Below are 15,057 nucleotides of genomic sequence, written 5' to 3'. Positions count from 1 at the left end.
ATTATTCAAAGAGGAGTTAATATCTATTCCAATACTCGAGAAGGAGCAATCAGTCACTGTCTTTAGGGCTAGAATGAAAGTGCAAAGGGGAGTTCTTGCTCCCTCCTGGCGACGATTAAAAAAGATCAGAAAGGGTCTTCTTTTTTACAGAAAGGCTTTTTTTGCTAAGTGATATTTTTCTAAAATATGTAGTTCACTGGGGGTTAAACCAAGGCTTCCCACGCCTTTTAAGTGATGCTGAAAAGACATGAACAAAATGGCAACACCGACATATACAATACCTGCAGAAAATTAACCCCCATAAATATGAATAGACTCTCCGTATCTTTATATTAACAGTGGCCACTCAAATTTTAGAGGGGGAAAAACGATAAATAATAGTATTAATTTTTGATAAAAAGCCAACAATGATAAATCTCTTACCCAAAAATCACAGAATAAATTTCCAAATTCTTACCCTTAAAAAATAGATCGTCATAGCGTAATATATTATATGTGATCAAAGAGGGGTGAGACTGTTGTTTGGCTTAATATTCATGGCAAAAAAGAAAAAGCAATCACTAGAAGAAATTGTACAATCCATTCAGCAGGGTGATCATAGTTTAGAAAATGAATTGATCGAAACATATAAACCCTTTGTTGCAAAATCAGTATCATCTATTTGTAAGCGGTATATTACAGAAACGGATGATGAATTTAGTATTGGATTAATAGCATTTAATGAAGCTATCCAAAAATATGACCCTTCCAAAGGAAGATCTCTTTTGAGCTTTGCTGATATATTAATTAAGCGAAAAGTGATTGATTATATTCGTTCGCAGGCAAAATATAAAAATATAAGTCTTGAAATAAATGATGAATTCGAAGAAGACAGTCAGCATTCATCGATAGAGGCTCAACTATCTATTGATGAATTTCATAGAAAAATGGAAGCAGAATATCGAAAAAGTGAAATTATTCAGTTTGCCGGCATCTTACAACAATACGATCTCTCTTTTGATGAACTTGTAAAAAATTCGCCAAAGCATGCTGATGCTAGAAAAAATGCCATGAAAGTGGCGCAAACGCTAGTAGAACAAGCAGAACTTAAACAATATTTGCTTGAAAAAAAGAAACTGCCGATTAAGCAACTTGAAGAAACCGTTAAGGTAAGCAGAAAAACAATTGAAAGAAACCGTAAATACATTATAGCGATTTCCTTAATATTGCTCGGGGATTACTTATATTTAAGAGATTATATAAAAGGGGTGTTGGAAACGTGAAAACGGGTATTATTATGGATAAAGATGGACGTTTTTTAACATTGCTAACCCCTGATGGTGAATTTTTAAAAGTTTCAAGCGATGGAGTGCATCATGACATAGGTGACGAAATCCCGATCCCTGTTCTTGAGGAAGAAAAAAGCTCACCTTTTGCTTTTTGGCAAAGGTTAAAAAGAAAATCCGTTGTAGCATTGGCAATCGCTTGTTTATTTTTGCTCTTTGCCTTTTTTCCGTTAAATCAAAATCAAGTATATGCATATATGAGCATTGATGTGAATCCGAGCATAGAGCTTGGCTTTAATAAAAATTTAAAGGTAATTGAACTGATTCCTTATAATGAAGAGGGCAAGAAGATCATCGAAGAATTGGGAGACTGGAAGCTTAAAGGCATTCATGAGGTGGCAGACAGTATTTTAAATACAATTAAAAGCAAGGGCTATTTAAAAAAAGAGCAGGAGATTGTCATTAGTACAGTTCATATTGCTGAATCTAAACAAGAGGCTGATCAAGAAATTGAAAAGACCATTAGTGATTTAGAAAAAACAATTTCAGAAGAACATGCAAAAGTCACTTCTTATGAGGCTACTGTTAAAGAACGGGATCAGGCGATTGAAAATGGAGTTACGCCGGGGAAATTAATTTCAGAACAGAAAAAAACGACGACTAAAGAGATGAATCAAAGAAAAAAACCGAAAAAAGAATTTAAAAAAGAGCTAAAAGGAAATCGATCAAACTCAAAAACTCCGACTAGAAATGGAGAGGAAATTAAAAAAACTAAAGAGCAAAAAGTGATAAATAAAGAAACAAAAAAACAAAATGAGAATGGTTATAAGCAAGTTAAGGAAAAACAAAAGGAAAAAGGTAATTCTGCTCATAAAAGACAGTACAAAGAAAATGGCAAGAGTGAAAAGAGCAAGTTGCATAAAAATAATCAACAGCATCAACAGATGAAGAACAGCAAAAGCCAGCACAAAAATAATAAAAAGCATAATAATCAAAATAAGAATAAAAAGAACAATAATCAAAATAACCACCAAAATAAGAATAAAAAGCATAATAATCAGAAAAACAATAACCAAAAACAATTTATCAATGATAGGCACTACCGTTGAATTAAAAATGAGTCCGACAAAATTTGTCGGACTTATTTCCATTTTATAAGTACTTACTTTTGTTGACCAGAAAGTTGAGACTGCGCTTGCTTTACAAGTCTTTTTGTAATTTCTCCTCCAACAGATCCGTTGGCTCTTGATACGGTGTCAGAGCCAAGATTAACGCCAAATTCTTGCGCGATTTCATACTTAACCTGGTCCAAATATTGTTCAATTCCAGGAACTAATAATTTGTTGCTGCTTCTTGCCATTTTTCTCAACTCCTTTATTTTTTAAAACAAGGGATAAAAACTCCTTGTAAAAATAGTATTCGAAATGGAATCAAATCCATGAGTGGTAAATTTGTCAAAAATCCTAAACGAGACAAAAAAGGAACTGAAGATTTTCAGTTCCTTTTGGATAATATCTGTGATTATTTTACAGCCTCCATTAATAAATCAACAATATGGACAGCACGCATTTTCTCATTTAAGCCTTCCCTTTCAATACCAAGCTTCATTTGTAGCAGACAACCTGGATTTGCCGTTACGACGGTGGACGCATGTGTTGCCTTTGTCTGCTCCATTTTGTAATCAAGAATTTGCATCGACATTTCGGATTCAACAATATTATAAATTCCGGCGGAACCGCAGCAACGATCAGCATCCTTCATCTCTTTAAACTCAATGCCCTCGATCGCTTGTAAAAGTGCTCTCGGTGCTGCTGCTGTTTTCATTACATTGCGTAAGTGACAGGAATCCTGATAGGTCACAATTTGAAAAGGGAGCTCTAATTTAACTTTCTCATGGAAGCGTACTTCAAAAAGAATTTCCGTAATATCTTTGATTTTATTTTTAAAAGCTAATGCGCGCTCTTTCCATGCTGGATCGTCTTTTAAAAGATGATCATAATCAACTAAAAATGCTCCACAGCCACCTGCGTTTGTAATAATATAATCAACATCCAAATCTTCAAATGCTTGAATGTTCTTTTTGGCAAGTTCCTTCGAACCATTCTTTTCACCACTGTGTCCATGCAAAGCACCGCAGCAATTTTGACTCTCCGGGATGATGATTTCACAGCCAGCTAGCTGCAATAGCTTCATTGTTGCATTATTGGTTTCAAGAAACATCGTGTCCATTAAACAGCCCGTAAAAAAGGCAACTTTTTTCGTCTCAGGTGCCTCGGCAGGTAAAAAACGTGGACGGTTTTTCATTTCTTTTATCGTAGGCACTTTCGGTAGGACACGTTCCATGGTTGCTAGGCTTTCAGGAAAAAGCTTCATAATTCCAGTGGCTCTAGCAACCTTTTGTAGTCCTGAACGCTGATAAAATCCCAGCAAACCGGTAAAATTTCTCATGCGATTTTGATGTGGAAATAGTCCTTCAAAAACCGCTTTTCTGACTGTTCTTACAGGTAAGGAGTGCTTTTTATTTTGATTGATAATATCGCGGGCTTCCTCCAGCAAATGACCGTAGTTTACTCCAGATGGACAAACTGGTTCACAAGCTCGGCAGCCAAGACATTGATTTAGAGAGGTCTCAAAATCCTCATCTGGTTCAATTAAACCATCAACAACTGCTTTCATTAAGGCAATTCTTCCCCTTGGTGAATGGGATTCTTTATAGCCTGAAGTAATATAGGTGGGACAACTAGGTAAACAGAAACCACAGCGCATACAATTTAATAATTCATCTTCATCCATGCGCTCCTTAAAGCGATCTTGGATTACTTGTTGTTCTTGCAAAGTTGTCATTGTCCAATCACCACACGTTTTCTGCTATCCTTGGCAAATATTTTTCCAGGATTCATAATATTGTTTGGATCAAGAGCTGTTTTTACCGCCTTCATTGCTGCAATACCTTCTTGACCAAGTTTTAATTCTAAATAAGGAGCTTTCATAATGCCGACGCCGTGCTCTCCTGTAATGGTTCCTCCAAGCTCGATTGCTTTTTCGAATATTTCTTCAAATGCCTTTTCCACTCTTTCCATTTCTTCCTTGTTACGAGCATCAGTTGGAACAGTAGGGTGGAGATTCCCATCTCCTGCGTGTCCGAACGTACAAATATTCAATTGATATTTCTCGGCAATTTCATTAATCGCCTTAACCATGTTCGCAACTTGTGAACGAGGAACAGTCGCATCCTCGAGAATAGTCGTTGGCTTTAAGCGGGCTAATGCAGAAAGAGCAGCTCTGCGAGCGGTTGTTAACGCTTCTGCTTCAGCTTTTGTTTTCGCGATTTGCACCGATACGGCATTCTCTTCAGTACAAAGATCAGCAATCTTTTTAATGTCTCTTTCGACAACCTCAGGAGCTCCGTCCTGTTCGATTAATAAGACGGCTTTTGCGTCCGTAGGAAGTCCAATTTTTGCATAATCCTCTACGACTTTCAGTGTCGCTTGATCTAAAAATTCAAGAGTGGCTGGAATGATTTTATTCGCTATAATTTTCGAAACGGTTGTAGCTGCTGCTTCAAGGTCTTCATATAAGGCAAGCATTGTTTTTTTTGTCTCTGGAATCGGGACAAGCTTTAAAGTTGCTTCCGTAACGATTCCCAGAGTGCCTTCTGAACCAACATACAATCTGGTGAAATCGTATCCCGCTACATCTTTGGCAAGTTTTCCACCAGTTTTGATAATGCTCCCGTTAGCAAGTACAATTTCAAGTGCAATGACATAATCGCGAGTGACTCCATATTTTAATCCGCGTAGTCCGCCTGAGTTTTCATTTATATTGCCTCCAATTGTTGATGTTTTCATCGAACCAGGATCAGGAGGGAAGAACAGGCCTTTTGCTTCCACTGCATTGATTAAATCAAGGGTGATAACACCGGGCTGAACTGTTGCAGTTAAATTTTCTTCATCGATTTCTAAAATTTCGTTCATGTGTTTAAAAAGAAACACCAATCCACCTTCAGTAGGACATGTACCGCCGCATAAATTTGAACCTGCACCTCGTGGTACAACAGGAATATGATGTTCATTACAAACTTTCACAAGCTCAGCAACTTCCTCAGTATTTCTAGGACTTACTACCCCATCGGGGAGGGCCTGGAAATTTGGTGTTGCATCATAAGAATAAGTCAGTCTTCCTACTTTGCTATCATCAAAGTTTTCGGTACCTACAATAGAGATGATCCTTTCCTTTATTTGTTCGTTAATCATAAATGCATTTCCCCCGTCATTTTATTTGCCTTTAAAACGCTTACAGTATAGTCGTAATATTACTTACTCACTATAAGTATAAAAAATAAAGGGGAAATCTTCTATGTATATTTATATAAAAAATATTGATATTATATCCTTATTTTTGTCTATATATCTATATGATCGTTTTGCCCAGTTTTTAGCATTGTCATGATTGGTTTTCTAAAAATTGAAGTGCTAAATAAAGGACAAATAGATCATCGATATTGCGAGGATTCAATTTCGTTAGATCCGTGATTTTTTTAAGGCGGTAATGGAGTGTATTAATGTGAATATGTAAAGCCTGAGCCGTATTTTTTAAGGAGAAATGGTGCTCAATTAGTTTTTTTAAAGTAAGTATTAGCTCCTCTTCAGTCAGTAGCGCTTTTATCGTTCTCTTAACGAAATCATCTCTCGTTTGCTGACTGATTTCATCGAGAATCATATCTAAAGCGAGATCTTCATCAAAAACAACTTCACGCTTTGTTTTACACGCATTTAAAGCTCTAATTGCTTGTTGATAGGAATTTTGAATATGCAGTGGTGAAACGGCTAATCCGACCCCGACAAAAACATCTGTGTGCAAACAATCTACTAAAAATTGATGAAAACGCTTCGCTTTTTCTCGACTGTAATCTTGCTTTTGTTTTTGTGGGGTAAGCAGGTAAATGATGCGATTATTTCCCCATCTTGAAATGATTTCAAAATGCCCCTTTTCCTGCCAAGATAAAATCGATAACCAGACATCACGGTGGAGAAATGAAGGATCCTGCGTAACTTCTGCAATCATTACTTGGCGATTGATGTTCATGTCGATATCAAGAAGATGAGCTCTATCCAGGAAATTTTCGTTCCATTCTTTTAAATATAGCCAATCAAGAAGAAACGCCTCCATTGAACGGGATTGCCAATCAAACTGTTCTGTATAATAGGTTTCACTAATAAGAAGCTCGGTCATTTTGCGGATGATTTCACCAAAAGGAGATATGGCTTCAGGTGTGCCGGTAATACCGATAACGCCAACTACGTTGCCTTGAAAAAAAATGGGTAAATTAATCCCGGCTTTCACTCCTTTTAAGATCGCTTGATCGGCCTCTGAAATAATAAGTTTTTCCTTTCTTTGCGAGGCAATTAACGCCCCTTCATGAAATGAATTTACTCTTTTTGGATCAGTGCTTGCGATAATCATTCCGGTTGTGTCGACGACAATAATGTCCTCGTCTAATAATCTTCGCACCTCTGAAACGATTTTATCTGCTAGTTCTTTATAGAGCATTATTTTCGCCTCCTTTTCATTAAGTATAATCGATTTCGTTTATGAGGGGAGAATATTTAACAAGTGTGGAGTGGAAGCTGCCTTGAATTTACCAAACAAAATTTTCGTAAAAGCTTTAAATATAGAACAAATTTCTTTATGATAGGGGAATAGATCATGAGATAATGAAACTAGTCGAATTCAAAAGTGAAATGGACTAAATTAGGCAAAGAGGAACATAAAATGTGGACAAATGTTAAAAGCTTTCTTAAAAAACGAACACCAGCACAAGTAATTGTCGGTTATTATGCGTTGGCGATCACAGTCTCAGTTTTGTTGCTGCGGATTCCAGCAGTGCATAAGAATGGAGTAGAAATTCCTTTCATTGATTCCGTATTCACTGCGGTGAGCGCTGTCAGTGTAACAGGTTTAACGGTCATTAATATTTCCGAGACATATAGTGTGTTTGGAATTTTCGTATTAATGGCGATCCTCCAATTTGGTGGTATAGGGGTCATGACGTTAGGAACTTTTTTTTGGCTCTTGCTTGGACGTAAGATTGGCTTAAAAGAACGCCGTTTGATTATGGTCGACCAAAATCAAACGAGTCTAGCCGGGCTTGTTAATTTGATTAAAGATATTTTAAAAATCATCCTTTTGATTGAATTAATTGGAACACTTATTTTAGGGATATATTTCCTGAATTATTATTCAAACTGGCAGGATGCTTTTTTTCATGGTCTTTTTGCATCGATCAGTGCGACCACAAATGGTGGATTTGATATCACTGGTCAATCGCTTGAACCATACGCAAATGATTATTTTGTCCAGTTGATTAATATTATTTTAATCACCCTTGGTGCGATTGGTTTTCCAGTTCTAATTGAAGTAAAACAGTTTTTAATAAAAAAGGAAAGTCAACAGGCATTTCGATTTTCCCTATTTACAAAATTGACTTCAATAACATTCCTTGCTCTTCTTGTATTTGGAACAGTGGTAATTTTACTGTTAGAGTGGCGTCATGCCTTTGCAAATGAAACATGGCATAAATCATTTTTCTATGCCCTGTTTCAATCTGCTTCAACAAGAAGTGGCGGGCTGGCGACGATTGATGTTAGCAATTTCTCACAAGCAACCTTAATCGTTATGAGTGGTTTGATGTTTATCGGGGCTTCACCAAGCTCGGTTGGAGGAGGCATTAGAACGACAACTTTTGCTTTAAATATTCTTTATTTATGGCATTTTGCTAAGGGAAATCGCCATATTAAAATTTTTCGCAGAGAGTTGCATGAAGATGACATCCGCAAGTCATTAGCCGTAACGATGCTTGCTTTTGCCCTATGTACGACTTCCCTTGTTGCTTTATCCATATCAGAAGATCATTCCTTGATGGAGCTTATGTTTGAAATATGTTCGGCATTTGGTACAACCGGTTTTTCGATGGGAATCACATCGGAGTTATCCTCATTTGGAAAAATTGTTATTATGATCTTAATGTTTATCGGTCGAATTGGACTTCTTTCTTTCCTTTTTATGATCGGTGGGAAGGAAGAAAAAACAAACTATCATTATCCAAAAGAAAGAGTTATTATTGGGTAAAAAACCTAATCTTTTCCGTGATTGACATCTTTTGTAGGATGCATAAATGGAAAAGCATTAGGTTTTTTTTTGCTTTCAATTAACTCTCTGTTTTCTCGAGTATTCCAACCAATATCATTTGTCGGATGAACCCACTCTTCACCAGACATGATTGCCGGATCGATTTCATCGCTCCACTGCTCAAGTGGGGAATTGGCAGATGAATATTGACTATCACCGATGACCACACCAAAATCATTTACAAATGGTCGCTCCATTTTCATATTTGTATCTTTAAAATCGGGTGAATCAATTTGATGAGGCATTGTTTCATCAACCGTAATTTTTTTTAGCTTCTTCTTCATTGTTATCACTCCTTTTTTAGGTACAAATTTAATTTTTCCAAAGGACAGTTCGATTATCGATGAAATAAAAGGGAGTGTATTGTGAAAATCTTTGTAAATAATATTGTATAAGGAACGTATTAATGACAGCGTTTCCTAACAATGAGCGGAGATTTCATGAGGAGGATGCAAAATGGCAAAAAGAAAAGCAGAGTTTGATGCTGTAGCAAAACATAGTAGAACACCAAAGAAAAATATAGAAGAAGCAGAGTTTTCTGCTGAATTTGCTCATGGTGAAAATGAAATGAAGGGTTTTAATCGTAATGCTAAGAAAGGGCGAAAGGGGAAAAAAATGAGTAAGAAAAAAGAAGAGGCTGCAAGCCGTGTTGAATTTGGAAATGAATTTGGCGATTTGAATGCCGCCAAACATCATGAGATCCCGTTTGCCAGTAAAGAAAAGAAGGATGTTTCAAGTAAAAAGAAAAAATGTTAAAAACACACGGTCGATTGGACCGTGTGTTTTGTAAAGAATTAGTCACTTACATAATAGAAATTTGCTTTTTCCTGAGTTGAATCAAAATGAACAATCATAAACGTATTTGTTTTTACAATAGTCTTTGTCTTCAAATATTTACCTAAATCAAATGGTAATTCTTCAACAAGAGTATGCTTATACAGATCTCGTTCATTTAAATGTAGCGCTTCAAATTTTTGCCCAATTTGTAGTTGTTTCTGAAGTACGGCTTGATAAATTTTTGAACGCTCTTGTTTCGTTAATGTAGGCTCCCACCAAGGTTTCCGCGGCTTGTACTTCGTTTTCGATAAATAGTCGATTTTCATTAATCCAACGACTGTTTCCAGTTCTTTAAATTTGATAAATTGTAAAAATTGAACAAGTCTTGTAAATAAATCTTCTAATTGGTGCCCAATTCTTGCCCACCCTTGAGTTTCCCAATAAGAGCCGAATTCCTGAAAGAAATCAAATGGACTGGGGAAGTGGTGGATAAGATATTCAATTGTATGATCCATGCGATGGTCATTCCAGTATTTTTCAAGAACATCTTCCACTTGTTTGATTTTTATAATATCTTCAAAAGAAAGTACATTGTTCCCCAGTATTTCATATGGAGAGTGATCCATATATATATACTGATGTTCATCAGCCCGAATTCTTAAGCCTGTTCCGCGGAGCATCTTCAAAAACCCTAATTGAAGCTCTTCAGGCCTTAAGGCAAACACATCATTAAAGGTTTTACGAAATGAAACATAATCTTCTTCGGGTAGACCAGCGATTAAATCTAAATGCTGGGCAATTTTTCCACCATCTTTTACCATTGTAACTGTGCGGGTAAGTTTCTCGAAATTTTGTTTTCTCATCACAAGTTCATTTGTAAAATCATTGGTTGATTGCACACCAATTTCGAAGCGGAATAACCCTTTTGGAGCTTCTTTATTAAGAAACTCGATTACTTCAGGGCGCATAATATCTGCTGTAATCTCAAATTGAAAGACAGTATCTTTTTCATGCTCATCAATTAGAAATTGAAACATTTCCAACGCGTAGCTACGGCTAATGTTAAAGGTGCGATCCACAAATTTAATTGTTTTAGCACCATTCTTCATCAAATAGCGGATATCGTTCTTTATCTTCTCCCTGTCAAAATAACGAACACCTACTTCGATTGAAGAAAGGCAAAATTGACAATTAAAGGGACAGCCACGGCTCGTCTCTACATAGGTAACTCTTTTCGATAGATGGGGGATATCCTCTTCAAAACGAAACGGTGACGGGAGCTCGCGTAAATCAATTTTATTGCTTTGCGGTGTTATGCGAATTCGTTCACCTTCGCGGTAAGCAATTCCCATCACTTGCGAAAAATCATGGTTGTGACTGAGTTGGTGCAGAAGTTGCTTAAAAGTTTCCTCACCTTCGCCTATGACAATAAAATCAATGTTTGTTTCTCTTTCCATCCATTCGTATATATCGTAGGTGACCTCAGGTCCTCCAACAACAATGCGAATGGAGGAATTTATCTTTTTTATCATTTTAATCACTTTAAGTGTCTCTTCAATATTCCAAATATAGCAACTAAAGCCAATTACATCAGGTTTTCTTTGAATTAGGTCTGTTACGATATTTAGGGTAGGGTCTTTAATGGTGAATTCAACGATTTCAATATCAAATTCGGGTTTTGCGTATGCCTTAAGGTAACGAATGGCTAAATTGGTATGTATGTACTTAGCGTTTAATGTAGTGCAGACGATCTTCATGTTATCGCAGACTCCTTAAAAAGTTTTCATGATTAACTCTATTAGTATACATATTTTTCGCAGAGCAGACAAAATGAAAACGTAATTAATAACGATCAATATAAAATGGAGCTATTGCATGTGAAACTTTGGATTCACATGCAATGAGCCCAAAATCATTTTAACAACCATTCTATTTAACAAAGCCTTAACAAAAGTGCTTTTGTGGAGCGGTAAAACGAGCACCGGATAAAACAAAGCTACAAAAGAAGCAAGCGTTTACGGCAAGCCTAATAAAGCTATTTATTCTGCTGGAAAAAAGTAAAGAAAAAAGCTGTTGTCAATTATAGTCATTTTTAAGACCTTTTGACACAGCTTTTAGGCGATTATGCTTTTATGGAATCATCCAAGTAAATACAGTAGCCTGCAACATTGTAATCACACAAAGAATTAATAATAAGAAAATACTGTATTTAAGGGTAAAACGTAATAACTCTGATTCTCTGCCTGCTAACCCTACAGCGGCACAAGCAACCGCAATAGATTGAGGTGATATCATTTTCCCAGTAACACCACCAGATGAGTTTGCTGCCAGAGCGAGTACAGGTTCCATTCCCACTGATGTCGCTGTGACTTGTTGTAATTTGGCGAATAAGACGTTTGCTGAAGTGTCCGAACCAGTAATGAATACGCCAAGCCAACCAAGAACAGGTGAAAAGAATGGAAATAATGCCCCCGTTTTAGCTAACACCATTCCAAGCGTTGTTGTCATTCCCGCTACATTTGCTACATATGCGTAGGCAACAACTGCACAAATTGTTATGAGTGGATATTTGATTTCATTTATGGTTTCAAAGAATGTTTTTCCCCATTCGCCCCAATTCATGTTGAATATAAATTTTGTCACAATAGCTGAGAGGAGGATAGCAGTACCTGCTGCACCTAGTAGTTCTAGTTTATAAACTGCTGCAATCGCTTCCCCTGTTGCCCCGTCAATAACCTTGTTATGCAAGAAAGGGACCTCTGGTACAAAGGTTAAGGCATGTCCAATAGTATTAATGCCTTTCAGAATAATATTGGTTCCTTCATAATGTCCAGTTAATGCAGCTTTAATGATTGGTGTTCCCCAAAGTGAAATAAATCCAGTTAAAACGATAAAAGGTGACCATGCTTTAAAAATTTGTCCTCCAGTATAAGAGGAGTTTTGTAAAGCTGCATTTGCTGCAGAAGCTGAAGCCATTTCCTGCTCCTCAGAGAATCGATAAATATTTTTAGGTTTCCAATATTTCATAAAAATAGCTAAGGCAAATAAAGAAACTAATGCGGATAGAATATCTGGTAATTCTGGACCTAGAAAGTTAGAAGTTAAATATTGTGTGACAGCAAAAGAAACACCAGAAATAAGAATTGCTGGCATTACTTCCAAAGTTTTTTTAAAACCACACATAATGACAATTAGGAAAAATGGAATAAAAACAGATAGGAATGGAAGCTGGCGTCCGACCATCTTTGAAATTTCTGTAGCAGCAATTCCAGTTGGACCTTCCATTGCTGTAATTGGTACGCCAATTGCACCAAATGCAACCGGTGCGGTGTTCGCAATTAAACATAAACCAGCCGCGTATAATGGATTAAAACCAAGTCCCACTAATAAGGCGGCAGAAATGGCAACCGGTGCACCGAATCCAGCTGCTCCCTCAAGAAATGCCCCGAAAGAAAAAGCGACAAGTAAAGCCTGTATTCTTCTATCTTCTGTAATCGATAATACAGAATGACGAATGATATTAAATTGTCCGGTTTTTACAGTTAAATTATAGAGAAAAACTGAGGCAATAATAATCCAGCCGATTGGTAATAGTCCATAGACTGCACCTTGGCTGGCAGACATCAAGGCTGTGCTGACTGGTACTTTAAATGCGAAAATGGCCAGAACAAATGCAACAAGCAATGTGGTCAAACCTGCGACATAGCCTTTCATTTTTTTTATGGCTAACGCCCAGAAAAAGTACAAAATTGGAATAAGAGCTACAATTGCTGTTAAAGCTAAACTGTTATTAACTGCTGTGTAGTTTTGAGTAAATGACAAAATAACTTCCCCCAATTGATGAATATTTTTGATAATGGATCAGCTTAAATAACCTTCAAATGAATCTCCCCGTGAAAAAATGTTCCTCCCCTTTTAAAAAAGTAATCGTTTTCAAAATAGCATATTACAAGATGATAAGGTCATCAGATGACTGGATGTTTCAAATTATATTTGGTTCGAAAACATATTTCAACAGTTTTTTCAAAATTTTATCTATTTTTTAGCGTGACTACATTTTCAATACTGTTAACTAAAGTAGGGTTCGAGTATAATATAGCTATGTCTTACGATGGACAAAGGGATTAGATGAGGTGGACATACTTGAAATATAAACAAATTAAGCCAAAAAAAATTTATGAAGAGGTAGCGGAAGCACTTCATGAAATGATTCGAACAGGTGAGCTTAGCCCTGGTGATAGACTTGATTCCGTCCAACAACTTGCAGAAAATTTTCAAGTAGGACGTTCAGCAATACGTGAAGCGCTTTCTGCATTGAAAGCAATGGGACTTGTAGAAATGAGGCAGGGGGAAGGAACGTTTATAAAAAGCTTTGAAGCTCAACAAATTACATTTCCTTTATCAACAGCCATTCTTATGAATAAGGAGGATATTGCCAATCTCCTAGAGGTTAGAAAAGTTATAGAAGCAGGCACTTCTGCTGCGGCAGCACGAAAGCGTACGAATGAAGACTTAAAAGCAATGGAGCAAGTTTTGGAGGAAATGAAAAATGTGAAAGGGGATGGAGAATTAGGGGAGCAGGCTGATTTTAAGTTTCATTTAGCTTTATCAGAGGCTGCGCATAATCCGATTTTATCTGGATTGATGGCTCAAGTTTCTGAGCTCATGTTTGAGACGCAGAAAGAAACACGTAGATTGTGGTTATTTTCAAAGCAAACAACAAGTGAAAAACTTTATGAGCAGCATGTAGCCATTTATAAAGCAATTCTGGAAAAAAATGAAGATGATGCAAGAAAAGCGATGCTTTCACATCTCGAAAATGTAGAGGACATACTCCAAAAGTATTTTGATGAAAAGGAAATTCGGTAATAAAAGCAGGGCTTATTCTTGTATTGGGATAGGCCCTATTTTTTAATAGGAAAGATTGAGTGAGGATATATTTTCCATTATTATTTTTTTTGTGAAAACTCTTTCATCACCGTAATTATTTGTAGTAGTATAAAAATAACAGAAATTGAGTCTTCCAGTTTTTAGTCATCAGATGACCGGTTGACTGAAGGAAGAATTTTAAAAAAGTATTTTAAGGAGCGGGAAAATGAAAGTAACCCTTTTTGCTACTTGTTTAGTAGATATGTTTCAAGGAGATGTTGGAAAGGCAACTGTAGAGTTACTAGAACGTTTAGGCTGTGAAATCGATTTTCCTGAGTCGCAAATTTGTTGCGGACAGCCAGCTTATAATAGCGGCTATGTTGAGGATACGAAACCAGCAATGAAAAAAATGATTGAAGCATTTGAGCATGCTGAATATGTCGTTTCACCATCTGGATCGTGCGCTTATTTTTTTAAGGAATATCCACATATTTTTAAAGGTGACCCGATTTGGGAGCGAAAAGCTCAAGCGTTAGCAGATAAAACGTATGAGTTAACGCAATTTATCGTCGAAGTTCTAGGTGTGAAAAATGTCGGCGCAAGTCTTAAGGGCAAAGCTACTTATCATACATCATGTCATATGACTAGATTGCTTGGTGTAAAAGAGGCGCCAATGGAATTGTTGAAAAATGTTGAAGGTCTTGAATTTACCGAATTGCCTTTTAAAGATAAATGCTGTGGTTTTGGAGGAACATTTTCAGTTAAAATGACGCATATTTCAGAACAGATGGTAGATGAAAAAGTTCAGTGTGTTGAAGAAACTGAGGCAGATATTCTAATTGGCGCTGATGCAGGGTGTTTAATGAATATCGGTGGAAGAATTGACCGAAAAGGAAAGCCGATTCGAGTAATGCATATAGCGGAGGTTCTTAATAGTCGATGAACAAGTAAGGGAAAT

13 protein-coding genes and 1 pseudogene are annotated in these 15,057 nt (G+C 36.6%); 7 read left to right on the top strand and 7 right to left on the bottom strand.

Annotated features, from left to right (window positions below; genetic code table 11):
• Positions 1 to 509: 509 nt before the first annotated feature.
• From sigI to NST02_RS16320, 3 genes and pseudogenes are all read left to right on the top strand, one after another.
• Positions 510 to 1,262, top strand: a complete 753-nt coding sequence (gene sigI / locus NST02_RS16325) for an RNA polymerase sigma factor SigI (RefSeq protein ID WP_235879382.1) — start codon at positions 510 to 512, stop codon at positions 1,260 to 1,262.
• A pseudogene (locus NST02_RS23800) lies at positions 1,259 to 1,366 on the top strand (anti-sigma factor domain-containing protein); the annotation flags it as partial. The gene sigI and the pseudogene NST02_RS23800, both read left to right, overlap by 4 nt.
• A 156-nt stretch (positions 1,367 to 1,522) precedes the next feature.
• The gene (locus NST02_RS16320) at positions 1,523 to 2,374 is read left to right on the top strand and encodes an anti-sigma-I factor RsgI family protein (RefSeq protein ID WP_235879383.1); all 852 of its coding nucleotides are present in this window, start codon (positions 1,523 to 1,525) and stop codon (positions 2,372 to 2,374) included.
• Positions 2,375 to 2,427: 53 nt separating this feature from the next.
• On the opposite strand, the gene NST02_RS16315 is transcribed toward NST02_RS16320, so the two are convergent.
• The 4 genes from NST02_RS16315 to NST02_RS16300 form a co-directional block, all read right to left on the bottom strand.
• A complete protein-coding gene (locus NST02_RS16315; protein ID WP_095313626.1) occupies positions 2,428 to 2,625 on the bottom strand; it encodes an alpha/beta-type small acid-soluble spore protein in 198 nt (65 codons plus the stop codon).
• 161 nt (positions 2,626 to 2,786) lie between these two features.
• On the bottom strand, positions 2,787 to 4,109 hold the full coding sequence (locus tag NST02_RS16310) for a (Fe-S)-binding protein (protein ID WP_095313624.1): 1,323 nt from the start codon (positions 4,107 to 4,109) through the stop codon (positions 2,787 to 2,789).
• Complete coding sequence (glcD, locus tag NST02_RS16305; protein WP_095313622.1) at positions 4,106 to 5,518, bottom strand: glycolate oxidase subunit GlcD; 1,413 nt, start codon at positions 5,516 to 5,518, stop codon at positions 4,106 to 4,108. The genes NST02_RS16310 and glcD overlap by 4 nt, the downstream gene beginning before the upstream one ends.
• Positions 5,519 to 5,708: 190 nt before the next feature.
• The gene (locus NST02_RS16300) at positions 5,709 to 6,815 is read right to left on the bottom strand and encodes a CdaR family transcriptional regulator (RefSeq protein ID WP_340949284.1); all 1,107 of its coding nucleotides are present in this window, start codon (positions 6,813 to 6,815) and stop codon (positions 5,709 to 5,711) included.
• 222 nt (positions 6,816 to 7,037) lie between these two features.
• On the opposite strand from NST02_RS16300, the gene NST02_RS16295 reads away from it, so the two are divergent.
• Positions 7,038 to 8,393, top strand: a complete 1,356-nt coding sequence (locus tag NST02_RS16295) for a TrkH family potassium uptake protein (protein ID WP_095313618.1) — start codon at positions 7,038 to 7,040, stop codon at positions 8,391 to 8,393.
• A gap of 5 nt (positions 8,394 to 8,398) precedes the next feature.
• Here NST02_RS16295 and NST02_RS16290 read toward each other — a convergent pair whose 3' ends face one another.
• A complete protein-coding gene (locus NST02_RS16290; RefSeq protein WP_340949283.1) occupies positions 8,399 to 8,737 on the bottom strand; it encodes a DUF3905 domain-containing protein in 339 nt (112 codons plus the stop codon).
• A 172-nt stretch (positions 8,738 to 8,909) separates the two neighbouring features.
• Between NST02_RS16290 and NST02_RS16285 the strand changes: the two genes are divergently transcribed.
• Entirely contained in the window at positions 8,910 to 9,209 is a 300-nt protein-coding gene (locus NST02_RS16285; protein ID WP_340950046.1) for a hypothetical protein, read from the top strand.
• A gap of 38 nt (positions 9,210 to 9,247) precedes the next feature.
• Here NST02_RS16285 and NST02_RS16280 read toward each other — a convergent pair whose 3' ends face one another.
• The gene (locus NST02_RS16280; RefSeq protein WP_095313612.1) at positions 9,248 to 10,987 is read right to left on the bottom strand and encodes a B12-binding domain-containing radical SAM protein; all 1,740 of its coding nucleotides are present in this window, start codon (positions 10,985 to 10,987) and stop codon (positions 9,248 to 9,250) included.
• Between the two features lie 373 nt (positions 10,988 to 11,360).
• Positions 11,361 to 13,052: an L-lactate permease gene (locus NST02_RS16275; RefSeq protein WP_095313610.1), complete on the bottom strand. Its 1,692-nt coding sequence runs from the start codon at positions 13,050 to 13,052 to the stop codon at positions 11,361 to 11,363.
• A 321-nt stretch (positions 13,053 to 13,373) separates the two neighbouring features.
• Between NST02_RS16275 and NST02_RS16270 the strand changes: the two genes are divergently transcribed.
• Positions 13,374 to 14,099: a FadR/GntR family transcriptional regulator gene (locus NST02_RS16270; RefSeq protein ID WP_137742769.1), complete on the top strand. Its 726-nt coding sequence runs from the start codon at positions 13,374 to 13,376 to the stop codon at positions 14,097 to 14,099.
• A gap of 226 nt (positions 14,100 to 14,325) precedes the next feature.
• Positions 14,326 to 15,042 (top strand): (Fe-S)-binding protein, encoded by a 717-nt coding sequence (locus tag NST02_RS16265; RefSeq protein WP_095313607.1) that lies wholly within the window; start codon positions 14,326 to 14,328, stop codon positions 15,040 to 15,042.
• Positions 15,043 to 15,057: the final 15 nt, after the last annotated feature.

Source organism: Robertmurraya sp. FSL W8-0741 (assembly GCF_038004005.1).
GTDB lineage: Bacteria > Bacillota > Bacilli > Bacillales > Cytobacillaceae > Robertmurraya > Robertmurraya siralis.
The sequence above is the reverse complement of the archived record's forward strand: the minus strand, read 5'-3'. Positions and strand labels throughout refer to the sequence as shown.

What these genes read in the sequence shown, in the direction of transcription:
- NST02_RS16285 (WP_340950046.1), top strand. Translation starts at nt 8,910, where the DNA reads ATGGCAAAAAGAAAAGCAGAGTTTGATGCTGTAGCAAAACATAGTAGA.
- NST02_RS16265 (WP_095313607.1), top strand. Translation starts at nt 14,326, where the DNA reads ATGAAAGTAACCCTTTTTGCTACTTGTTTAGTAGATATGTTTCAAGGA.
- NST02_RS16290 (WP_340949283.1), bottom strand. Translation starts at nt 8,737, where the DNA reads ATGAAGAAGAAGCTAAAAAAAATTACGGTTGATGAAACAATGCCTCAT.
- NST02_RS16280 (WP_095313612.1), bottom strand. Translation starts at nt 10,987, where the DNA reads ATGAAGATCGTCTGCACTACATTAAACGCTAAGTACATACATACCAAT.
- NST02_RS16320 (WP_235879383.1), top strand. Translation starts at nt 1,523, where the DNA reads ATGAGCATTGATGTGAATCCGAGCATAGAGCTTGGCTTTAATAAAAAT.
- NST02_RS16300 (WP_340949284.1), bottom strand. Translation starts at nt 6,815, where the DNA reads ATGCTCTATAAAGAACTAGCAGATAAAATCGTTTCAGAGGTGCGAAGA.
- glcD (WP_095313622.1), bottom strand. Translation starts at nt 5,518, where the DNA reads ATGATTAACGAACAAATAAAGGAAAGGATCATCTCTATTGTAGGTACC.
- NST02_RS16315 (WP_095313626.1), bottom strand. Translation starts at nt 2,625, where the DNA reads ATGGCAAGAAGCAGCAACAAATTATTAGTTCCTGGAATTGAACAATAT.
- NST02_RS16310 (WP_095313624.1), bottom strand. Translation starts at nt 4,109, where the DNA reads ATGACAACTTTGCAAGAACAACAAGTAATCCAAGATCGCTTTAAGGAG.
- NST02_RS16295 (WP_095313618.1), top strand. Translation starts at nt 7,038, where the DNA reads ATGTGGACAAATGTTAAAAGCTTTCTTAAAAAACGAACACCAGCACAA.